General features: G+C 60.1%; 18 protein-coding genes and 1 pseudogene. 13 read left to right on the top strand and 6 right to left on the bottom strand.

All coding sequences use genetic code 11. The annotated features are described in order from the left end of the window. Positions 1–241: 241 nt before the first annotated feature. The 4 genes from PMA3_RS04775 to PMA3_RS04760 all read left to right on the top strand — a co-directional run bounded on the left by PMA3_RS04775 (position 242) and on the right by PMA3_RS04760 (position 5,457). Positions 242–2,833 carry a glycosyltransferase gene (locus PMA3_RS04775; RefSeq protein ID WP_064676092.1) on the top strand — a complete coding sequence of 864 codons (2,592 nt, stop codon included), beginning with the start codon at positions 242–244 and terminating at the stop codon, positions 2,831–2,833. Between the two features lie 211 nt (positions 2,834–3,044). Next, positions 3,045–4,196 carry a succinyl-diaminopimelate desuccinylase gene (gene dapE / locus PMA3_RS04770; protein ID WP_064676091.1) on the top strand — a complete coding sequence of 384 codons (1,152 nt, stop codon included), beginning with the start codon at positions 3,045–3,047 and terminating at the stop codon, positions 4,194–4,196. Beyond that, complete coding sequence (locus tag PMA3_RS04765; protein WP_064676090.1) at positions 4,196–5,005, top strand: putative RNA methyltransferase; 810 nt, start codon at positions 4,196–4,198, stop codon at positions 5,003–5,005. Before dapE ends, PMA3_RS04765 begins: the two co-directional genes overlap by 1 nt. A 74-nt stretch (positions 5,006–5,079) precedes the next feature. After that, positions 5,080–5,457 carry a hypothetical protein gene (locus tag PMA3_RS04760; protein ID WP_064676089.1) on the top strand — a complete coding sequence of 126 codons (378 nt, stop codon included), beginning with the start codon at positions 5,080–5,082 and terminating at the stop codon, positions 5,455–5,457. A 135-nt stretch (positions 5,458–5,592) separates the two neighbouring features. Here PMA3_RS04760 and PMA3_RS04755 read toward each other — a convergent pair whose 3' ends face one another. After that, on the bottom strand, positions 5,593–5,802 hold the full coding sequence (locus PMA3_RS04755; protein WP_010462862.1) for a cold-shock protein: 210 nt from the start codon (positions 5,800–5,802) through the stop codon (positions 5,593–5,595). Between the two features lie 165 nt (positions 5,803–5,967). Between PMA3_RS04755 and plsB the strand changes: the two genes are divergently transcribed. The 7 genes and pseudogenes from plsB (at position 5,968) to PMA3_RS04725 (ending at position 11,474) form a co-directional block, all read left to right on the top strand. Next, positions 5,968–8,460 (top strand): glycerol-3-phosphate 1-O-acyltransferase PlsB, encoded by a 2,493-nt coding sequence (gene plsB, locus PMA3_RS04750; protein ID WP_064676088.1) that lies wholly within the window; start codon positions 5,968–5,970, stop codon positions 8,458–8,460. 150 nt (positions 8,461–8,610) lie between these two features. Further along, the gene (locus PMA3_RS04745) at positions 8,611–8,958 is read left to right on the top strand and encodes a YbaY family lipoprotein (protein WP_064676087.1); all 348 of its coding nucleotides are present in this window, start codon (positions 8,611–8,613) and stop codon (positions 8,956–8,958) included. Between the two features lie 52 nt (positions 8,959–9,010). Further along, positions 9,011–9,640 (top strand): YbaY family lipoprotein, encoded by a 630-nt coding sequence (locus tag PMA3_RS04740; protein ID WP_237140686.1) that lies wholly within the window; start codon positions 9,011–9,013, stop codon positions 9,638–9,640. Between the two features lie 104 nt (positions 9,641–9,744). Beyond that, entirely contained in the window at positions 9,745–10,092 is a 348-nt protein-coding gene (locus tag PMA3_RS04735) for a YbaY family lipoprotein (protein ID WP_064676085.1), read from the top strand. Between the two features lie 86 nt (positions 10,093–10,178). After that, positions 10,179–10,310, top strand: a pseudogene (locus PMA3_RS33505) (hypothetical protein); the annotation flags it as partial. Positions 10,311–10,362: 52 nt separating this feature from the next. Then, a complete protein-coding gene (locus PMA3_RS04730) occupies positions 10,363–10,761 on the top strand; it encodes a YbaY family lipoprotein (protein WP_064676084.1) in 399 nt (132 codons plus the stop codon). Between the two features lie 23 nt (positions 10,762–10,784). Then, a complete protein-coding gene (locus tag PMA3_RS04725) occupies positions 10,785–11,474 on the top strand; it encodes a DUF4197 domain-containing protein (protein ID WP_064676083.1) in 690 nt (229 codons plus the stop codon). Between the two features lie 1,118 nt (positions 11,475–12,592). On the opposite strand, the gene PMA3_RS04715 is transcribed toward PMA3_RS04725, so the two are convergent. Both PMA3_RS04715 and PMA3_RS04710 read right to left on the bottom strand, forming a co-directional pair. Then, positions 12,593–15,664 carry an efflux RND transporter permease subunit gene (locus PMA3_RS04715; RefSeq protein ID WP_064676081.1) on the bottom strand — a complete coding sequence of 1,024 codons (3,072 nt, stop codon included), beginning with the start codon at positions 15,662–15,664 and terminating at the stop codon, positions 12,593–12,595. 5 nt (positions 15,665–15,669) lie between these two features. Further along, positions 15,670–16,770 carry an efflux RND transporter periplasmic adaptor subunit gene (locus PMA3_RS04710; RefSeq protein WP_064676080.1) on the bottom strand — a complete coding sequence of 367 codons (1,101 nt, stop codon included), beginning with the start codon at positions 16,768–16,770 and terminating at the stop codon, positions 15,670–15,672. Between the two features lie 93 nt (positions 16,771–16,863). On the opposite strand from PMA3_RS04710, the gene PMA3_RS04705 reads away from it, so the two are divergent. After that, positions 16,864–17,508 carry a TetR/AcrR family transcriptional regulator gene (locus PMA3_RS04705; protein WP_064676079.1) on the top strand — a complete coding sequence of 215 codons (645 nt, stop codon included), beginning with the start codon at positions 16,864–16,866 and terminating at the stop codon, positions 17,506–17,508. 135 nt (positions 17,509–17,643) lie between these two features. Here the strand turns inward: PMA3_RS04705 and PMA3_RS04700 are convergent, their stop codons facing one another. Continuing rightward, positions 17,644–18,426, bottom strand: coding sequence for a class I SAM-dependent methyltransferase (locus PMA3_RS04700; RefSeq protein ID WP_064676078.1), 783 nt, complete (start codon positions 18,424–18,426; stop codon positions 17,644–17,646). A 93-nt stretch (positions 18,427–18,519) separates the two neighbouring features. Between PMA3_RS04700 and PMA3_RS04695 the strand changes: the two genes are divergently transcribed. Continuing rightward, positions 18,520–19,140, top strand: a complete 621-nt coding sequence (locus PMA3_RS04695; protein ID WP_064676077.1) for a hypothetical protein — start codon at positions 18,520–18,522, stop codon at positions 19,138–19,140. A 3-nt stretch (positions 19,141–19,143) separates the two neighbouring features. Here PMA3_RS04695 and PMA3_RS04690 read toward each other — a convergent pair whose 3' ends face one another. Together PMA3_RS04690 and PMA3_RS04685 are read right to left on the bottom strand one after the other, a co-directional pair. Beyond that, complete coding sequence (locus tag PMA3_RS04690; protein WP_064676076.1) at positions 19,144–19,842, bottom strand: extensin-like domain-containing protein; 699 nt, start codon at positions 19,840–19,842, stop codon at positions 19,144–19,146. 2 nt (positions 19,843–19,844) lie between these two features. Further along, positions 19,845–20,666, bottom strand: a complete 822-nt coding sequence (locus PMA3_RS04685) for an isocitrate lyase/PEP mutase family protein (RefSeq protein WP_064676075.1) — start codon at positions 20,664–20,666, stop codon at positions 19,845–19,847. Between the last annotated feature and the right edge of the window lie 13 nt (positions 20,667–20,679).

Below are 20,679 nucleotides of genomic sequence, written 5' to 3'. Positions count from 1 at the left end.
CGAAGACGGCCAAGAGCATCTTTGAACTATGAACGGTGTCCCGGTTGCTTCAATCAGGCTACGCAGAACCAGGAATTAACCTACGAAGGCCAACGAAAGAACTTAAGTCGAGTTGGATTGCCAAATGTAGGGCGTTTCCTTGGCAGCTGTACGCTCGAGGAACGCCCGGTGTAGGATGCGCGCCCCTTGGCTCCCGCCGACCGGTCCTTAGTTCCACAGCCTTTTGGAACCCGAAATAGCTATGTCATCGCGTAAATTTGGACTCAACCTGGTGGTGGTGCTCGCCATCGCTGCCTTGTTTACTGGCTTCTGGGCGCTGATCAATCGCCCGGTCACCGCCCCCGACTGGCCCGAACAGATCTCGGGTTTTTCGTACTCGCCCTTCCAGCAAGGCCAGTACCCTCAGAAAGAGCAGTACCCGACCGACGATGATATGCGTCGGGATCTGGAGATCCTGAGCAAGCTGACGGACAACATCCGTACGTACTCGGTCGATGGCACCCTGGAAAACATTCCAAAACTGGCAGAAGAATTCGGCCTGAGGGTCACCCTCGGCATCTGGATCAGCCCGGACGAGGAGCGTAACGAGCGCGAGATCACGCGTGCGATCGAAATCGCCAACAGTTCGCGCAGTGTGGTCCGGGTGGTTGTAGGCAACGAGGCGATCTTCCGTAAGGAAATTACCGCCCCGGAGCTCAGCATTATTCTCGATCGCGTACGCGCGGCGGTGAAAGTGCCAGTGACCACTTCCGAGCAATGGCACGTCTGGAAAGAAAATCCCAGCCTGGCCAAGCACGTCGACCTGATCGCCGCGCACGTGCTGCCGTACTGGGAACACGTGCCGATGGAGCAGTCCGGGCAGTTCGTGCTCGACCGCGCCCGCGACCTGAAAAAGATGTTCCCGAAAAAACCGCTGCTGCTGTCGGAAGTCGGCTGGCCGAGCAACGGCCGTATGCGCGGTGGCGCCGATGCGTCACCGGCAGACCAGGCGATCTACCTGCGCACACTGGTCAACAAGCTCAACCGCCAGAGTTTCAACTACTTCGTGATCGAAGCGTTTGACCAACCGTGGAAGGCCAGTGACGAAGGTTCGGTGGGCGCTTACTGGGGCGTTTTCAACGCCGCACGCCAGCAGAAATTCAACTTCGAAGGCCCGGTCGTCGCGATTCCGCAATGGCGGGTGCTGGCTGTCGGTTCGGTGGTGTTGGCCCTGCTGTCCCTGACCCTGCTGATGATCGACGGCTCGGCCCTGCGTCAACGCGGCCGCACCTTCCTGACCTTCATCGCGTTCCTCTGCGGTTCGGTGCTGGTGTGGATCGGTTATGACTACAGCCTGCAATACAGCACCTGGTTCAGCCTGACGATAGGCTTCCTGCTCGCCCTCGGCGCGCTCGGGGTGTTTATCGTGCTGCTGACCGAGGCCCACGAACTGGCCGAAGCGGTCTGGACCCACAAGCGTCGGCGCGAATTCCTGCCGGTAGTGGGTGATTCGGACTATCGACCGAAAGTCTCGATTCACGTGCCTTGCTACAACGAGCCGCCGGAGATGGTCAAACAGACCCTCAACGCCCTGGCCAACCTCGATTACCCGGACTTCGAAGTCCTGATCATCGACAACAACACCAAGGACCCGGCGGTCTGGGAGCCGGTGCAGGCCTATTGCGAAACCCTCGGCCCGCGCTTCAAGTTCTTCCACGTCGCACCCTTGGCCGGCTTCAAGGGCGGCGCGCTGAATTACCTGATTCCGCATACCGCCAAGGATGCCGAAGTGATTGCGGTGATCGACTCGGACTACTGCGTCGACCCGAACTGGCTCAAGCACATGGTGCCGCACTTCGCCGATCCGAAAATCGCCGTGGTGCAATCGCCACAGGATTACCGCGACCAGAACGAAAGCACCTTCAAGAAGCTCTGCTACGCCGAATACAAAGGCTTCTTCCACATTGGCATGGTCACCCGCAACGACCGTGACGCGATCATCCAGCACGGCACCATGACCATGACCCGGCGCTCGGTGCTCGAGGAGCTCGGCTGGGCGGACTGGTGCATCTGTGAAGACGCGGAGCTGGGCCTGCGCGTATTCGAAAAAGGCCTGTCGGCGGCGTATTACCACACCAGCTACGGCAAAGGCCTGATGCCCGATACCTTTATCGACTTCAAGAAACAGCGGTTCCGCTGGGCCTATGGCGCGATTCAGATCATCAAGCGTCACACCGCCAGCCTGTTGCGCGGCAAGGACACCGAACTGACCCGTGGCCAGCGTTACCACTTCCTCGCGGGCTGGTTGCCGTGGGTCGCGGACGGCATGAACATCTTCTTCACCGTTGGCGCACTGTTGTGGTCGGCGGCGATGATCATCGTGCCGCAACGGGTCGATCCGCCGTTGCTGATTTTCGCGATCCCGCCATTGGCGCTGTTCGTGTTCAAGGTCGGCAAGATCATCTTCCTCTACCGTCGTGCGGTGGGGGTTAACCTCAAGGATGCGTTCTGCGCGGCACTGGCCGGGCTGGCGTTGTCGCACACCATCGCCAAGGCGGTGCTGTACGGTTTCTTCACCAGCAGCATTCCGTTCTTCCGCACCCCGAAAAACGCCGATAACCACGGCTTCTGGGTGGCGATTTCGGAAGCGCGGGAAGAAGTGTTCATCATGCTGCTGTTGTGGGGTGCGGCGCTGGGGATTTACCTGGTGAATGGCATGCCGAGCAACGACATGCGCTTCTGGGTGGCCATGCTGCTGGTGCAGTCGCTGCCGTACCTGGCGGCGCTGATCATGGCGTTCCTGTCTTCGCTGCCCAAACCTTCGGTCGAAGCCGAGCCGCTACCAGCGGTCTAAATCGCTGCGGATGCACTAAACGGCGGCCAATGGCTGCCGTTTTGCTTTAAGATAACCGCCATTTTGCGCGCCTGCCTCATCCCCTGTAGGAGCGAGGCTTGCCCGCGAATGAAGCGACTCGGTGTAACAGATACACCTCATCATCGTTCTTCGCGGGCAAGTCGGGTCGCCGCATCGCTCGCTCCTACAAATAGAGCTTCCGGAGTTTTCCATGACGGCCCACGCCGACCTTTCGCCGACCCTTCAACTCGCCATCGACCTGATCCGCCGTCCCTCCGTGACGCCGGTCGACGCCGATTGTCAGAAGCAGATGATGCAGCGCCTGGGCGATGCCGGTTTTGCGCTCGAACCCATGCGCATCGAAGATGTGGATAACTTCTGGGCGACCCACGGCAAACACGACGGCCCGGTGCTGTGCTTCGCCGGCCATACCGACGTCGTCCCGACCGGCCCGGTCACCGCCTGGCAGATCGACCCGTTCAACGCACTGATCGACGAACACGGCATGCTTTGCGGCCGTGGCGCGGCGGACATGAAAGGCAGCCTCGCCGCCATGACCGTGGCAGCCGAGCGTTTCGTCGCCGACTACCCGGATCACAAGGGCAAGGTCGCTTTCCTGATCACCAGCGACGAAGAAGGCCCGGCGCATCACGGCACCAAGGCGGTGGTCGAACGCCTCGCTGCCCGCAAGGAACGCCTGGACTGGTGCATTGTCGGCGAACCGTCGAGCACCACACTGGTCGGTGACGTGGTCAAAAACGGTCGTCGCGGCTCCCTCGGCGCCAAACTGACCGTGCGCGGGATTCAAGGTCACGTGGCGTATCCACACCTGGCGAAGAACCCGATCCACCTCGCCGCGCCCGCGCTGGCAGAACTGGCTGCCGAGCACTGGGACCACGGCAACGATTTCTTCCCGCCGACCAGCTTCCAGATCTCCAACGTCAATTCCGGCACCGGCGCGACCAACGTGATCCCCGGTGACCTGGTGGCCGTGTTCAACTTCCGCTTCTCCACCGAGTCGACCGTCGAAGGCCTGCAAAAGCGCGTTGCCTACATCCTCGACAAGCATGGCCTGGACTGGCACATCGACTGGGCCCTGTCCGGCCTGCCGTTCCTGACCGAGCCGGGCGCGTTGCTGGATGCCGTCGCATCGAGCATCAAGGACGTCACCGGTCGCGAAACCAAAGCCTCTACCAGCGGTGGCACCTCCGATGGGCGTTTCATCGCGACCATGGGCACACAAGTGGTTGAACTGGGCCCGGTCAACGCAACGATCCATCAGGTCAACGAACGCGTGCTGGCTGCCGACCTCGACGTGCTGACCGACATTTACTACCAGACCCTGATCAAGTTGCTCGCCTGATGCTGGCCTGCCCGATCTGCAGCGAACCGCTGAATGCGGTGGACAACGGCGTGGCCTGCCCCGCCGGGCATCGTTTCGACCGCGCGCGCCAGGGTTACCTGAACCTGTTGCCGGTGCAGCACAAGAACAGCCGCGACCCCGGGGACAACCTGGCGATGGTCGAAGCCCGCCGCGACTTCTTGAATGCCGGCCATTACGCGCCGGTGGCCAGGCGTCTGGCGGAACTGGCTGCCGGGTACGCGCCGCAGCGCTGGCTGGACATCGGCTGTGGCGAGGGTTACTACACCGCGCAAATCGCCGAGGCGTTGCCCAATGCCGATGGTTATGCGCTGGACATTTCCCGGGAAGCGGTCAAACGCGCTTGCAAGCGCAACCCGCAGTTGACCTGGTTGATCGCCAGCATGGCCCGGGTGCCGTTGGCCTCTGGCAGTTGCCAGTTTCTCGCCAGCGTCTTCAGCCCGCTGGACTGGGCGGAAGCCAAGCGCCTGCTCAGCTCCGGCGGCGGCTTGATGAAGGTCGGACCGACCAGCGGCCATCTGATGGAATTGCGCGAGCGGCTGTACGACGAAGTCCGTGAGTACACGGATGACAAGCATCTGGCCCTGGTGCCGGAAGGCATGACGCTTCAACACAGTGAAACACTGGAGTTCAAACTGACCCTGGAAAAGGGTCAGGATCGCGCGAACCTGCTGGCGATGACACCTCACGGCTGGCGCGCCAGTGCCGAACGCCGGGCGGCGGTCATTGAGCAAGTGGCGCCTTTCGAGGTCACTGTTTCGATGCGCTACGATTACTTCGTACTTCAATAATTTTGGTCTTGAGCAACGGCTCGAGGCCGGCTAAATCCGCGAATGGATTTTTCAGACCCGCAGTGAGGACATCCATGCGCCAACCCGATATCGAGATTTACCTGAAAGACGCCGACGTCGACTACAAGGCCATCGCGGCCTGGCTCGGCGCGGCTTTAGGCCCATGCACCGATTGGGTTCAGAAAGGCCAGACCTACAAGTGCAAGGCCGGCAATGTGCCGGTGACCTGGCTGCCGAAAGCTGTCGGCAAATGGAACAGCCTGTTTCTGGAAAGCGACCAGACCCCGTGGGAAGACGACATCGCCTGCGCCCGCGCCGCGTTTGTCGCGCTGAACGTCGAAGTGCGTTGCGCGCCGGGGACGTGGGTCGAAGAAGAAGGTGAAGAAACGGCGGACCGCTGGATGCGCATCAGCGCCGACGGTGAAGAAGAAATCACCTGGAAAACCGCGTAAAAGCTGTACACAAAACCTGTGGGAGCGAGCTTGCTCGCGATGAGGCCCTTTCAGTCAACATCAATGTTGAATGTCAGTTCGCTATCGCGAGCAAGCTCGCTCCCACATTGGTTTTGGGTGATCTGTGGATCGGATTTACAGCCCCACCACATCCTCAGCCTGCAACCCCTTCTCACCCGTCACCACCGCATACTCAACCTGCTGACCCTCCGCCAGCGAGCGATGCCCCTCCCCGCGGATCGCACGGTAGTGCACGAACACATCCACCCCGTCCTCGCGCTGGATGAAGCCATACCCCTTGGCATCGTTGAACCACTTCACATTGCCGGTTTCGCGCGTAGCCATAAAACAGTCCCCTTCTTTTTATTGTTGAGCGGCCGAGTATATGACAGTCGCGAAATCTCTCAACTCAACTTTACTTAGCCGCTTTTTTGCCGATTTTCGGCGAATACGGCACACTATCGGCCGCCCGAGCATTTGCTCGGTTTCAACCACTCACGCAGAAGCCGTATGACCCGCTCCCCGCTCCGCCGTCTTGTGTTTGGCACCTTGCGCCGACTCTTGTACCTCTGGGTTCGCTCGGAGACGATCAACCAGTCCTCGCTCTCCCTCAACCTCGACCGCAGCCGTCCGGTGTTCTACGTCCTGCAAGATCCTTCGCTGACCGACCTCGCCGTGCTCGATACCGAGTGCGGCAAGGCCGGTCTGCCGCGCCCGGTGCTGCCGGTCTCGGTGGGCTACCTGGTGGAACCGGCGGCGTTTTTCTACCTGACGCCAGCGCCCGACTGGCTAGGACGCCAAGACAAACGCGGGGCGCCACCTACCCTCACCCGCCTGGTCAGCGCCCTGAGCCAGAACGCCGCCGAAGACGCACAAATCATTCCGGTCAGCGTGTTCTGGGGTCAGTCGCCGGACAGCGAATCAAGCCCTTGGAAACTGCTGTTCGCCGACAGCTGGGCGGTCACCGGCCGCCTGCGTCGGTTGCTCAGCATCATCGTGCTGGGACGCAAGACCCGCGTGCAGTTTTCGGCGCCGATCCACCTGCGCGAACTGATCGATCACAACAAGGGCCACGAGCGTACGGTGCGCATGGCCCAGCGGATTCTGCGGGTGCATTTCCGCAACCTCAAAGCCGCCGTTATCGGCCCGGACATTTCCCACCGGCGCAACCTGGTCAAGGGTCTGCTCAATCAGCCATTGGTCAGGCAAGCGATCCTCGACGAAGCCGAACGCGAAAACATCTCCCCGGAGAAAGCCAAGGCCCAGGCCCTGCGCTATGGCAACGAGATCGCCTCGGACTACACCTACACCGCGATCCGCTTTCTGGAAGTGGTGCTGAGCTGGTTCTGGAACAAGATCTACGACGGGATCAAGGTCAACAATATCGAAGGCGTACAGCAGGTCGCCCAGGGTCACGAAGTGATCTACGTGCCATGCCATCGCAGCCATATCGACTATCTGCTGCTGTCCTATCTGCTGTTCCGCAACGGCCTGACCCCGCCGCACATCGCCGCCGGGATCAACCTCAACATGCCGCTGATCGGCGGGCTGTTGCGCCGTGGCGGTGCGTTCTTCATGCGCCGCACCTTCAAGGGCAATCCGCTGTACACCTCGGTGTTCAACGAATACCTGCACACCCTGTTCACCAAAGGCTTCCCGGTCGAGTACTTCGTCGAGGGCGGCCGCTCGCGCACCGGGCGCATGCTGCAGCCGAAAACCGGGATGCTCGCGATCACCCTGCGCAGCTTCCTGCGCTCATCGCGGATGCCCATCGTGTTCATTCCGGTGTACATCGGTTACGAGCGCGTACTGGAAGGCCGGACCTATCTCGGCGAGCTGCGTGGCGCGAGCAAGAAGAAAGAATCGATCTTCGACATTTTCAAAGTCATCGGGGCGCTCAAGCAGCGTTTCGGCCAGGTAGCGGTAAACTTCGGCGAGCCGATCAAACTGACGGAATTCCTCGACAGCGAACAGCCCGACTGGCGCCAGCAGGCGCTTGGTCCGCAGTTCAAACCGGCCTGGCTCAACGAAACCACCCACCGTCTCGGCGAGAAAGTCGCGCAGCATCTGAACGAAGCGGCAGCGATCAACCCAGTCAATCTGGTCGCTCTGGCGCTGTTGTCCACCAGCCGCCTGGCCCTGGACGATCGCGCCATGGCGCGGGTACTCGACCTGTATCTGGCACTGCTGCGCAAAGTCCCCTACTCGCCGCACACCACCCTGCCGGAAGGTGACGGCCGAGCGCTGATCGAGCACGTGAAGGACATGGACCTGCTGTCCGAGCAGAGCGATGCCCTGGGCAAGATTCTGTATCTGGACGAGCAGAACGCCGTCCTGATGACCTACTACCGCAACAACGTGCTGCACATTTTCGCGTTGCCATCACTGCTGGCGAGCTTCTTCCAGAGCGCATCGCGCATGAGCCGCGATCAGATCCTGCGCTACACCCGGGCGCTGTATCCGTACCTGCAAGCGGAGCTGTTCATTCGCTGGCCGCTGGACGAACTGGATGCGGTGATCGATCAGTGGCTCGAGGCGTTCGTCGAGCAAGGCCTGCTGCGGTTCGAGAACGACGTCTACCTGCGTCCGGCACCGAGTTCGCGACATTTCGTGCTGCTGACACTGCTGTCGAAAAGCATCGCCCAGACCCTGCAACGCTTCTACATGACCGTATCCCTGCTCCTCAACAGCGGCCAACACAGCATCACTGCCGAAGAGCTGGAGGACCTGTGCACGGTCATGGCACAGCGCCTGTCGATCCTCCATGGCCTGAACGCTCCGGAATTCTTCGACAAGAGCCTGTTCCGCCACTTCATCCAGACCCTGCTGGACCTCGACGTGCTCAAGCGCGATGAAGCCGGCAAGCTGGGCTACCACGAACTGCTCGGCGAGTTGGCCGAAGGCGCGGCGAAGCGGGTATTGCCGGCGGAGATTCGTTTATCGATCCGTCAGGTGGCGCTGCATCGCAGTGAAGATGCGGCGGATATTGTCGAGCGCGTCTGAGCCGTCAACATTGTCAGAAGCAAGGATGCTTCTGGTCTATCCCGTCATCAATTCGCACCTGAATTAACGAAGCCTCCTACGGAAAGTTCGACAGCTCTGACGATAAGCTCAGCGCTCGTCAATTTCGATATAATCGATAAGGAAATCAACATGAGCAACGAACCCGTAAAGACCATCGGCGGTACCGTGCACTATCTCGAAAAGATTGCATTACTGCCAAACTCGACCCTCTACGTCAGCCTGCTGGATGTCTCTCTGGCTGATGCCTCGGCCAAAGAACTTGCCCACCAAGTCACTCCTCATGCAGAAACTGCAGGGCTTGGATTTAATCTCGTGTACCCCATGGCAGATGTCCTACCCGGCCACAGCTATGCAATTAGCGCGAGTATCAAGACTGACGGCAAGCTGGTCTTTATCACCGCTGAGCGTCACTCGGTGGAACTGGGCGTAGACCACGTGAAAGGTCAGAAAATTCTGGTCAGCCGCGTCAACCATTAACCACTGTCGCCATTCAAACTTTCAAGCCAATCCGAGACATGATAAGGAAATCATGATGACCCAACATACCATCAATGCACTTTTGCACTTCCCTCCAGACTTTGAACTACCGGAGGACTGCGAAATAAGCATAAGAATACAAAACATTACCAACAGGGATGCGCCCAGACTTCACAGCAAGTGGGGTAGCAACACACTACCATCGAAGCGCCCCATCAACTTCTCGGTCATTGTCGATTCAGATCTGGTTAACATCGGGAGTCGCTTTTCCATTGATGTAAAAATCGCCCATCAAGGGACCGCACTGTTACTGGATCTGGAACAGGATTTCTGGTGGGCTGGAGGCGATCACGATACCGACATTCACTTGAGTCCTGTGGGCTATATCGCTGTCGAAAAATTCTGGATGCCCCGGATTGGTTACCCTGAGGATTCAAAACTGTTTGTGAAGCTGACTACCGATGATAACCGTGAGGTTGTTGTTAGTGAGAGCGTAAGCCTGACGAAGCAAATCACCCCCTTCTACCTGCGTTATGACCCATCCGTGATCAAACCAGGCCAACTGTACGCACTGACTGGCTCATTCGAGACCTACAGCCAGCGCCAACTGTCGCTGGGGATTAAACCCGCGAAACTGGTTCTGATGCCCGAAACTGTTCAAGCCCCGGCTTTCGGTGGCTGAATTCAAAACCGTTCGGATCGACGCTTAGCGCAAATTCCGCTTACGTCATGGCATAGGTGCCATTATTCCACTTCATTCATGGCGTTCAAATAAGGATATTAGAAATGAGCAAAACCGACAACATCTACGTACACGGTGAAGTGTATTTGAAAGCAGATCAAATCTTCGCCAACACTGCGCTCAAAGTCGTACTGGTAAACATAAACTCCAAAGAAGTGGTAGAAAAGCAACGAATCTCGCTTGTACGCACAGGTAATGATCAAGCCGTTACGTTTAAAATGCACTTTGATCCACTGCAAATCGACCAAAACGAGGAATACGGTATTTACGCTGAAATCAATTCTCTGAGCGCCGTAACTCATACTGCTCGTCAATACTATCCGGTAGATTTGAGCAACACGACTCCATCAGCGAGTGTATTCATGGATTACAACCCGAGAGAGCTTGTTTAAAATCTTTCCAAAGATAATTGCGCTTGAATAGCATTCAAGCGCAATTATTGCCCTGATCCAGTCGCCCCCTCCCCCCGAAAAAACAGCTACGTCCGCTGGCCGAAGGCGCGGCGAAGCGGGTATTGTCGGCGGAGATTCGCTTGTCGATCCGTCAGGCGGCGTTGCATCGCAGTGAAGATGCGGAGGATCAGGTCGCGCTTGTGGCGAAGACCGACTAAATTCCCTCAGGCGCCAAGGCTTATGGCGACACCTTAAATATGGAGCTCTGCGATGAAAAAACTTTCTCTATTGGCCGTCGCCACCCTGCTGGGTGCCTGTCAGTTGATACAACCTGCCGCTGAACCCCAGCTGAACGGCGAAGTGTACTACCTGCAACGCATCGCCCTGCCGCCGAACGCCACCTTGAGCGTCAGCCTGCAGGACGTTTCCCTGGCCGACGCCCCCGCCGTGGTCCTTGGCGAACAGGAAGGACCGGTCGAAGGTCAGGTGCCGCTGCCGTTTCATCTGAGCTACGATCCGGCACAGGTCAAACCCGGCAATCGTTATTCGGTCAGCGCGCGGATCGAGGTGAATGGCAAACTGATGTATACCACTACCGAACAACACGTCGTACAGCTTGATGGCAGCGACCCGCAGTCGATGAAAATCCGCGTTCACGCCGTCCGCTAATTTATTCCAACAAGGAAGCCACCATGCTCCGCCCTACTTTTCATCTCGCCGGCCTGTGCGCAGGCTTGATGTTCTGCGCCAGCGCCTTCGCGCTGTCGCTCAGCGACCTGTCGCAAAAGGACGCCACCGGCGGCCTGAAAGATGCCCTGACCCAGGGCGCGCAACTGGCCGTGAAGCAGCTCGGTACGCCTGGTGGCTTCAGCAACAACCCGGAGGTGAAAATCGAACTGCCCGGCAAACTGGGAAAAGTCGCCAGCAAAATGAAACAGTTCGGCATGGGCGCCCAGGTCGATCAACTGGAAACCAGCATGAACAAGGCCGCTGAATCCGCCGTCACCCAGGCCCAGCCGATCCTGGTCGATGCAGTGAAAAAAATGAGCGTGACCGATGCCAAGGACATTCTTAGCGGCGGCAATGACTCGGCCACGCAGTACCTGAGCAAAACCAGCCGCGAACAGATCCGTGTCAAGTTCCTGCCGATCGTCAAGCAAGCCACCGACCAGGTTGGACTGGCCAAACAGTACAACTCGTTCGCGGGCCAGGCTGCAACGCTGGGCGTGCTGGATGCAAAGAATGCCAACATCGAAAGCTATGTCACCGAGCAGGCGTTGAACGGTTTGTTCGAGATGATTGGAAAACAGGAAGAAACCCTTCGCCAGAACCCTGCGGCGGCGGCGACCAGTTTGGCGAAGAAAGTGTTCGGTACGCTCTAGGTTTCAACACAACACCTGTGGGAGTGAGACCGGCCTCGCGAAGGACTCGAGGGCGACGCGCTGATCCAGATTGCACGCGTTATCGTTGACCTCCATCGTCGGAACGCCGCCCGGAGCAAGCTCGATCCCACAATGATTCAGGTTGTCGTTGCAGGCCGCAGGAAGAACACCCACTCGCGGCCCCATCTTGTACCCTTCAGAGTGGCGTTTTTTCATCGGCGCTGTCTCAAAAACTGATGAAACTGAGTCCTGAGCACAGCATTTTGCTTCCCTGGTCTCAATATCAGATAAATCTGAGACAGGTGCGTTTGCAAAGATCGCTCGGGATGACCATGTCTCGGCCGGTCTCAGACGACGATCATTCACAAAAAGCCCGCCGGCCTCCACAGGTTCAGCGGGCTTTTTGGTTGTGCTACTGCTGCGGATCGAGATGATACATTTCTGAAATCAGGTTGGCTGGCAGGCCGCCTTCGCAGGCAAGCCAGCTCCCACAAGGGTTCTGGGTACATTCGTAAAATCAGGTTGGCTGGCAGGCCGTCTTCGCGGGCAAGCCTCGCTCCTACAGGGGGCTCGTGTACATCCGGAAAATCAGTGCGGCGGGCAAGCCTCAATGCCGGTCAGGAAATTGTAGGAGCGAGCTTGCTCGCGATGGACTCAAGAGCGCCGCGTTTAACCAGTAAACACGCGTTATCGTTAACGACCATCGTCGGAACGCCGCCCGGAGCAAGCTCGCTCCTACAATGATCGGCGTACACCGACGCTCTCCACCACTCATCAGGCCGAGCGTTAGCTCGCCTGCAGCTTTTGATCTTGACGCACCGCCCCATCGAGAGGCCGAGTGGAGGTTCTGCGTAGTGGGCAACCCGGCATGGATGCCGGGTTAGCCGCGCACGGCCATGGATGGCCGATCGCGGCGGGCCCACGGAGCAGGACCGGAGCGAGGGCATGCCGAGCCTAGGCGAGGCACCGAACGAAAGGGGCAAGAGCCCTTGGTTACTTGGGGCTTTTCCAAGTGACTCGCCGTAAGGGCGAAACCATAAGCGGCCGTTACCGCAGCAACGGATATGTACTCACCCACCAACAACCTGGTCGGCCCGAAGGCCGCCAAGTCCAAAAAATCAAACCGACTCCTCCCTGACCCTGAACCAGGCCGCATAAAGCGCAGGAAGAAACAACAACGTCAGCGCCGTAGCCACAATCAACCCCCCCATGATCGCCACCGCCATCGGCCCGAAAAACACACTGCGTGACAACGGAATCATCGCCAGCACCGCCGCCAACGCCGTCAACACAATCGGCCGGAACCGCCGCACCGTGGCTTCGATAATCGCTTGCCAAGGCTTGAGCCCGGCAGCGATATCCTGCTCGATCTGATCCACCAGAATCACCGAATTACGCATGATCATCCCGGACAAGGCGATAGTCCCCAGCATGGCAACGAAACCAAACGGCTGACGAAACACCATCAGAAACAAAGTCACCCCGATCAACCCCAGCGGCGCGGTGAGAAACACCATCACCGTGCGCGAGAAACTGCGCAGTTGCAGCATCAGCAAGGTCAGCACCACCACAATGAACAACGGCACCCCAGCCTTCACCGAATTCTGCCCCCGGGCCGAATCTTCCACGGTGCCGCCGACGTCCAGCAGATAGCCGTCCGGCAATTCGGCGCGGATCGGATCGAGGGTCGGCATGATCTGCTGCACCAGGGTCGCCGGCTGTTCCTTGCCATAGATATCGGCGCGGACTGTCACATTGGGCAGGCGGTTACGGTGCCAGATGATGCCTTCCTCGAAGCCGTATTCCAGGGTGGCGATCTGCGACAGCGCCACGCTGCGGCCGTTGTCGGTCGGCACCGCCAGGCTCGGCAGCAACGACAGTTCGGTGCGTTCGTGCACGGTGCCGCGCAGCAGGATCTCGATCAATTCGTTGTCTTCACGGTACTGGCTGACGCTGGAACCGGTCAGGGAGCTTTGCAGGAACCTCGACAGGTTTGCCGTGCTCACGCCAAGTGCCCGGGCGCGGTCCTGATCGATGTTCAGGTACACGACTTTGCTCGGCTCTTCCCAGTCCAGGTGGACGTTGACCACGTGGGGGTTCTCGCGAACCTTGGCCGCGACTTTGCGCGCCAGCGCACGGACTTCATCGATGTGCTCGCCAGTGACCCGGAACTGCACCGGATAGCCTACCGGCGGGCCGTTCTCCAGACGTGTGACCCGCGAGCGCAGGGCCGGGAATTGTTCGTTGAGGGTTTCGATCAGCCAGGTACGCAGGGGTTCGCGGTCCTCGATGGTCTTGGCCAGGACGACAAACTGGGCGAAGCTCGCCGCCGGCAGTTGCTGATCCAGCGGCAGGTAAAAACGCGGCGAACCGGTGCCGACGTAGGCCACGTAGTTGTCGATACCCACATGATCCTTCAGCAGCGCTTCAAGGCGCTTGACCTCGTCGGCGGTGTTGCTCAGGGAAGCGCCTTCGGCCAGTTTCAGGTCGACCATCAACTCAAGACGCCCGGACGCCGGGAAAAACTGCTGTGGAACAAAGCGGAACAGCACGATGGAGCCGATGAACAAGACCACGGTCAGCAGGATCACGGTCTTGCGCCAGCGCACGCACCACTCCACCAAGCGCCTGACCCGCTGATAGAACGGCGTACCGTAGGGGTCGGCCTGGCCGTCGCCGGTCCCGTGTTTGGCCGCATGAATTTTCGCCAGGTCCGGCAGGAGTTTCTCCCCCAGATAGGGCACGAACACCACCGCGGCGATCCACGACGCCAGCAAGGCAATGGTCACCACCTGGAAGATCGAGCGGGTGTATTCGCCGGTGCCCGATTGCGCAGTGGCAATCGGCAGGAAGCCGGCCGCGGTGATCAGCGTGCCGGTGAGCATCGGGAACGCGGTACTGGTCCAGGCATAGCTGGCGGCCTTGATCCGGTCGAAGCCCTGCTCCATTTTGATCGCCATCATTTCCACGGCGATGATCGCGTCGTCCACCAGCAGCCCCAGCGCCAGCACCAGCGCGCCGAGGGAGATTTTGTGCAGGCCGATGCCGAGGTAATACATGCAGGCGAAGGTCATGGCCAACACCAGCGGAATCGCCAGGGCGACCACCATGCCGGTACGCACGCCGAGGGAGAAGAAGCTCACCAACAGCACGATGGCCAGGGCTTCCACCAGTACTTGAACGAACTCGCCGACCCCGGTTTTCACCGCCGCGGGCTGGTCGGAGACCTTGCGCAACTGCATGCCGGCCGGAAGGTTTTTCTGGATCCTGGCGAACTCGACTTCCAGCGCCTTGCCCAGCACCAGAATGTCGCCACCCTCCTTCATGGCCACGGCCAGTCCGATGGCATCTTCGGCCATGAAGCGCATGCGCGGCGCGGGTGGATCGTTGAAACCACGCCGAACATTCGCTACATCGGCGATCCGGAAGGTGCGGTCGCCGACGCGGATCGGGAAGTTCTTGATCTCGTCGACTGTCTGGAAATTCCCCGAAACCCGTAGCTGCAAGCGCTCGCTGGTGGTTTCGAAGAAGCCGGCGGTGGACACCGCGTTCTGCTCCTCGAGCGCTTGCTGCACTGCCGCCAGGGGCAGGCCGAGGGTGGCGAGCTTGACGTTGGAGAGTTCGATCCAGATCTTCTCGTCCTGCAGGCCGAGCAGATCGACCTTGCCCACGTCCTTGACCCGTTGCAGCTGGATCTGGATGCGGTCGGCGTAATCCTTGAGTACCGCGTAGTCGAATCCGTCGCCGGTCAGGGCGTAGATGTTGCCGAATGTCGTGCCGAATTCATCGTTGAAGAAGGGTCCCTGAACGCCCGGTGGCAGGGTGTGGCGGATGTCGTTGGTCTTCTTGCGGACCTGGTACCAGAGCTCGGGAATGTCCACCGAATGCATGGAGTCCCGGGCAATGAACGTCACCTGGGACTCGCCTGGGCGGGAAAACGAGACGATGCGCTCGTACTCGCCGGTTTCCATCAGCTTCTTTTCAATGCGCTCGGTGACCTGGCGCGACACTTCCTGCGCCGTCGCCCCTGGCCAGAGCGTGCGGATCACCATGGCCTTGAAGGTGAACGGCGGGTCTTCGCTTTGGCCGAGCTTGGTGTAGGAAAGTGCCCCCACGACCGCCAGCAACAGCATCAGGAACAGGACGATCTGGCGATTACGCAACGCCCATGCGGAGAGATTGAAACCCATCGGGACTACTCCTTGTCCGCCAGATTGACCACGCGGTTGGAACGATCCACGGGGCGCACCTGCTGCCCTTCGAGCAGCACATGGACACCGGCCGCCACTACCCAGTCACTGGCTTTCAAGCCTTCGAGCACAGGCACGGTTTTCTCGCCGAAAGCACCGATGCGCACCGGGGTTTTCTTCAAGGTGTTGTTGGCACCGACGACCCAGACGTAGGTCGCGCCGTTCTCCGCGGTCAGCGCCGAAAGCGGTACGGACAGCGTAACCACGTCGGCGGCCTGTACGAACACCCGGGCACTTTGGCCGAGTTCGGCGGGAACCTTGCCTTCAGTGAATGAGATGCGCGCGGCGAAGGTACGGGATTTCGGATCGGCTGCCGGGGATAACTCACGGATGCGCCCGGCGAAACGTTGATCGGGTTGGGTCCAGAGTTCCACCGACACCGGCTGGCCGACCTTGAACCGGCCGAAGCCCTGTTCCGGGAGACTGATCGAGACTTCGCGCTCGCCATCGGTGGCCAGGGTAAACACGGTTTGTCCCGCCGCCACGACTTGCCCGACTTCCACCGCACGCTTGGCCACCACACCATCCTGGGGTGCGCGCAGCACCGCGTAGCTGGCCTGGTTGGTCGAGACATTGAACTCGGCCTTGATCTGCTTCAGGCGGGCTTCACCAGAGCGGAACAGGTTTTCGGCATTGTCGTATTGCGAACGACTGACCATCTGCCGATCCATCAGGGTCTTGTAGCGATCGCGCTCGGCACGCACCAGGTTCAGATTGGCTTCGGCGGCGGCGACCTGGGCGCGGGTGGCCTCCAGTTGCAGGCGCACGTCCTGAGGATCGAGCTCCGCCAGCGGTTGGTCAGCCTTGACCCGCTGCCCTTCCTCGACCAGTCGTCGGCTGACTTTGCCGCCAATGCGAAACGCCAGCTCCGGCTCGAAACGCGCACGGACTTCACCGGGAAAGCTTTCCATCGTCCGGGCCGACGGCTCTGGCTGCACCACCAGGGCCGGGCGGACGGTGACTTGAGGCGCCTCTTCGTGACCGCACGCAGACAAGAAAAACGCCAGACTGACCGGCAACGCGAAGGGCAAGGCATAGCGGAACATGGTGAAGGACCTTTCGCTAATGGTGCTTGGAATAATTATACTGACCAGTATGTTATTAATAGCAAACTCACCAGTCCAGTATTAAAAGCGAATATGTCGAACACTCTTTCAGCAGCCAACGGGCCGGGCCGCCCCAAGGATCTGGCCAAGCGCCAGGCGATCCTCGAAGCGGCGAAAATTCTGTTTCTGAGTAATGGCTATGCCAACACCAGCATGGACGCGGTCGCGGCCGAAGCCGGTGTGTCGAAGCTGACGGTCTACAGCCATTTCAACGACAAGGAGACGCTGTTCTCCGCCGCAGTGGTCGCCAAGTGCGAAGAGCAATTGCCGACGCTGTTTTTCGAATTGCCGGACGGCGTCGCGGTAGAAACGGTGTTGTTGAACATCGCGCGTGGCTTTCATCAGCTGATCAACAGCGACGAATCGGTGAACCTGCACCGGCTGATGATGACCCTGGGCAGCCAGGACCCGAAGCTCTCGCAGATTTTCTTCGAGGCCGGGCCGGAGCGCGTGCTGCATGGGATGGAGCGATTGCTGAGCAAGGTTGATCAGAGCGGTGCGCTGAGCATCGACAAGCCGCGCAATGCAGCCGAGCACTTTTTCTGCCTGCTCAAGGGAGCGGGGAATTTTCGCTTGTTGTATGGGTGTGGCGAGCCGTTGACCGGGGATGTGGCCGAGAGCCATGTGCGGGAAGTGGTGGGGTTGTTTATGCGGGCTTATCGGCGGGAAGCTGTCTGATAGTTTTTGGGTGTCTGGTCCGGCGCCTTCGCGAGCAAGCCCGCTCCCACATTGGATCTGCGGTGAACACCTATTTTGTGAACCGCAGAGATCAACTGTGGGAGCGGGCTTGCTCGCGAAGGAGGCGACGCGGTCTCAGGATTTGAGCGCTTTCTTCGGATAAATGTCATACCGACTGGATTTCCCGTCCAGCGCATGACTCGGCTTCGGCCCCGCAATGCACGGCGCCTTGCGTGGGCGCTTGACCACCACCCGGTGACTGGCCAGCGCCAGGGCCGCTTCAAGCAGCGCCGGCGCATCGGGATCATCCCCCACCAACGGTCGGAACAAACGCATTTCCTTCTTCACCAACGCCGTTTTCTCACGATGGGGAAACATCGGGTCGAGGTAGATCACCTGGGGCGGCTCCCCTTCCCAGTTGCGCATCACTTCGATCGAATTACCCTTGAGCAATCTCATCCGCGCCACGATCGGCGCCACGTCGAAATCCTCCGCGCCACGGGCCAGGCCATCTTCCAGCAAGGCGCCGATCAATGGCTGACGCTCGATCAGGTTCATCTCGCAGCCCAGGCTCGCCAGCACGAACGCATCCTTGCCCAACCCTGCCGTGGCATCCAGCACCCGCGGACGCACGCCCTGGGCAATGCCCACCGCCTTGGCGATCATCTGCCCCGTGCCGCCACCGAACAACCGACGGTGGGCCGCGCCGCCCTCGACAAAGTCCACCCGCACCGGTCCCGGCGCATCGGCACCCAGTTGTTGCAACTGCAAACCCTGCTCGCCCACCTGCAAGGCAAATTCGGCGTCCGCCACCTGCATCGGCAAGCCCAGGCGCTCGGCCCATTGTTCGGCCTGTGGCTGAAAGGCCGGGGTCGAAGCCTCGACGTGGATGCGGCAGGCCGCAGGTTGCTCAATCATGGGGAAACACGCTCGAAAAATTAATGATCGGCAAAAACGGCCGATAACAACACTATCGAGCATTTTGCCAGAGCTGAGCGTCGACCGAGAGAAATGTCAGACTTTCAACCCTCCATTACCGGCTTTATCTCGCCCTACGGCGATTACAGTCGGCAAAATACCCAGGCACTGAGCGGTGTCAGTCACCTGTGGCAGGATTTTTTTGCCCGGGCACTGGCCGAACAGTCGGGCGAGGTGTTGCCAGAGTCGCTCAACTTTCCACCGGTCGATCTCGACAGCCCGGTCGAACCCACCGTTGGCAGCGATCTGCTGGCGCACATCGTTTCGCAGCGCGAATGTGAGGTTAAGGACAACAAAGTAAGCCCGCCCGAGCCGTTGTTCCTGCCGATTGCCGAGTTCGAAATAGAGCTGTTGGACGCACCTTCCCCACCCTTCCCGCCGGAGGAAATCCGCGCGCAGCAGCAACAGCAGGACTTCGAAAGCAGTTGGGTGCGCCCGATCGTGCTGGCCGCCGGTCAGCCTGTGCCGCCAGCCGGCCCGGCACCACAAGCGCGTGCCCTGCATTTGCCGATCGCCGAGTTCGAACTTCATCTGCTGGACAAGCCCTTCCCGCCGTTCTCGCCAGAAGAGCGGCTGGAGCAACAGAAAGACTTCGATTTCGATACCGGCTGGGCGCGCCCGATCGTGTTGCAGAACCTGCGTATCGCCGCCTGAAACTCAGCGACATACGCTCCATGGCCCGACATCCAGGTGAAAGTGATCGCGATGGGCGGCGTTGTAGTCCGGGCTCAATACGCCATTGAACATGTCGCAGGCGCCATCGCGGACCAGACGTAAAAACCGTGCGTCCCGATTATCCTTCGGCCAATCCTTGAGCACGCTGATAGAGCGGCCATCGGCCAGGCGGAAACCGGCGATATCGAGCGCATTGGCGCTGGCATGCTGGCTGCGCCTGCCGTTTTCGCGACCGTAAACGTTGCGACAGGCAAAGCTGCCCAGATGCTCGACGCGGGTCACAGGTTGGCCATAGACCGCCTGTGCCGCGGGTTGCAACGCGTGATGCTCGAACAGGGCGAAAGACACCGCCAGGCGACAACTGGCGAGAAAACTGCTGCTCAGGGCCACTTCGCCGCCTTGCACACGCAGGGTGTTGATCAGCGGGCAGGTCGCGCCTGAGCTGTCGGCCTGGCGGGACACGCGCAATCCGGAGCTGCCCAGGGCCTGATCGCACAGCTGCGGATCATCGCGCAGTCGCATCAGCTTGTACCGCGTCAGAAAATTGGGTGCAGCCTTCACATCCAGCGGCGCCCAGGGGTTCCATTGCGGCGGCGGCGTGATCCAGCCACGCCAGACGCTCACCGCTGCCGCCGCGCCGATGATCAACAACAGCACGAACACCACCCGCAGCACCGGCATTTTCAGCCTTTGAACAATTGATTGGCCTGCTGGAACGGCATGGAGCGCGACGTGAACCCGAAGGTGCCCGACTGCCGGATCTCTTGCGCGGCACGAAAGAATTCACCATACGCCGCCAGGGCCAGCGCCGAACCCACGCTGATCCGCTTGACGCCCATCTGGCTCAATTGTTCGACCGTCAACTTGAGCCCGCCGGACATCAAGACGTTGACCGGTTTCGGCGCTACCGCACGCACCACCGCCAATACCTCCTCGGCGCTGCGCAGGCCCGGCGCATAGAGCACGTCGGCGCCGGCGTCGGCAAACGCCTGCAGCCGGCGGATCGTGTCGTCCAGATCGGGATTGCCGTGCAGAAAGTTTTCCGCCCGGGCCGTCAGCGTGAACGGGAAAGGCAGACTGCGGGCGGCGGCGACCGCGGCTTCGATGCGGGCGACTGCATGGTCGAAGCAATAGATCGGGCCGTCTTCGCGTCCCGTGGCATCTTCGATCGAACCACCGACAGCGCCTGCTGCGGCGGCCCGCAAGAGACTTTGGGCGCATTCGACAGGATCGTCGGCGAATCCGTTTTCCAGATCCACCGCAACCGGCAGCGGGGTGGCGGCGACTATGGCCTGAACGTTCGCCAGGGTCTGGTCCAGGGTCAGCCCGCCATCGGGACGGCCCTGGGAAAAGGCATAACCGGCGCTGGTGGTCGCCAGCGCCTCGAAACCAAGGCTGGCGAGCATGATCGCCGAGCCGGCGTCCCACGGGTTGGGAATGACAAAAGCGCCGTCGCGTTCATGCAGGGCTTTGAACGCCTGGGCTCGAAGGGTTTGCGCATTCATTGGCAGGCTCCCG

The organism is Pseudomonas silesiensis, from assembly GCF_001661075.1.
GTDB classification, from domain to species: Bacteria; Pseudomonadota; Gammaproteobacteria; order Pseudomonadales; family Pseudomonadaceae; genus Aquipseudomonas; species Aquipseudomonas silesiensis.
The sequence above is the reverse complement of the archived record's forward strand: the minus strand, read 5'-3'. Positions and strand labels throughout refer to the sequence as shown.

Excerpts from the sequence above, each read along its gene's own strand:
- PMA3_RS04695 (WP_064676077.1), top strand. The coding sequence starts at position 18,520 with ATGTCAGACTTTCAACCCTCCATTACCGGCTTTATCTCGCCCTACGGC.
- PMA3_RS04735 (WP_064676085.1), top strand. The coding sequence starts at position 9,745 with ATGAGCAAAACCGACAACATCTACGTACACGGTGAAGTGTATTTGAAA.
- plsB (WP_064676088.1), top strand. The coding sequence starts at position 5,968 with ATGACCCGCTCCCCGCTCCGCCGTCTTGTGTTTGGCACCTTGCGCCGA.
- PMA3_RS04740 (WP_237140686.1), top strand. The coding sequence starts at position 9,011 with ATGATGACCCAACATACCATCAATGCACTTTTGCACTTCCCTCCAGAC.
- PMA3_RS04725 (WP_064676083.1), top strand. The coding sequence starts at position 10,785 with ATGCTCCGCCCTACTTTTCATCTCGCCGGCCTGTGCGCAGGCTTGATG.
- PMA3_RS04730 (WP_064676084.1), top strand. The coding sequence starts at position 10,363 with ATGAAAAAACTTTCTCTATTGGCCGTCGCCACCCTGCTGGGTGCCTGT.
- PMA3_RS04690 (WP_064676076.1), bottom strand. The coding sequence starts at position 19,842 with ATGCCGGTGCTGCGGGTGGTGTTCGTGCTGTTGTTGATCATCGGCGCG.
- PMA3_RS04755 (WP_010462862.1), bottom strand. The coding sequence starts at position 5,802 with ATGGCTACGCGCGAAACCGGCAATGTGAAGTGGTTCAACGATGCCAAG.
- PMA3_RS04765 (WP_064676090.1), top strand. The coding sequence starts at position 4,196 with ATGCTGGCCTGCCCGATCTGCAGCGAACCGCTGAATGCGGTGGACAAC.
- PMA3_RS04745 (WP_064676087.1), top strand. The coding sequence starts at position 8,611 with ATGAGCAACGAACCCGTAAAGACCATCGGCGGTACCGTGCACTATCTC.
- PMA3_RS04775 (WP_064676092.1), top strand. The coding sequence starts at position 242 with ATGTCATCGCGTAAATTTGGACTCAACCTGGTGGTGGTGCTCGCCATC.
- PMA3_RS04710 (WP_064676080.1), bottom strand. The coding sequence starts at position 16,770 with ATGTTCCGCTATGCCTTGCCCTTCGCGTTGCCGGTCAGTCTGGCGTTT.
- dapE (WP_064676091.1), top strand. The coding sequence starts at position 3,045 with ATGACGGCCCACGCCGACCTTTCGCCGACCCTTCAACTCGCCATCGAC.
- PMA3_RS04705 (WP_064676079.1), top strand. The coding sequence starts at position 16,864 with ATGTCGAACACTCTTTCAGCAGCCAACGGGCCGGGCCGCCCCAAGGAT.
- PMA3_RS04760 (WP_064676089.1), top strand. The coding sequence starts at position 5,080 with ATGCGCCAACCCGATATCGAGATTTACCTGAAAGACGCCGACGTCGAC.
- PMA3_RS04700 (WP_064676078.1), bottom strand. The coding sequence starts at position 18,426 with ATGATTGAGCAACCTGCGGCCTGCCGCATCCACGTCGAGGCTTCGACC.
- PMA3_RS04715 (WP_064676081.1), bottom strand. The coding sequence starts at position 15,664 with ATGGGTTTCAATCTCTCCGCATGGGCGTTGCGTAATCGCCAGATCGTC.
- PMA3_RS04685 (WP_064676075.1), bottom strand. The coding sequence starts at position 20,666 with ATGAATGCGCAAACCCTTCGAGCCCAGGCGTTCAAAGCCCTGCATGAA.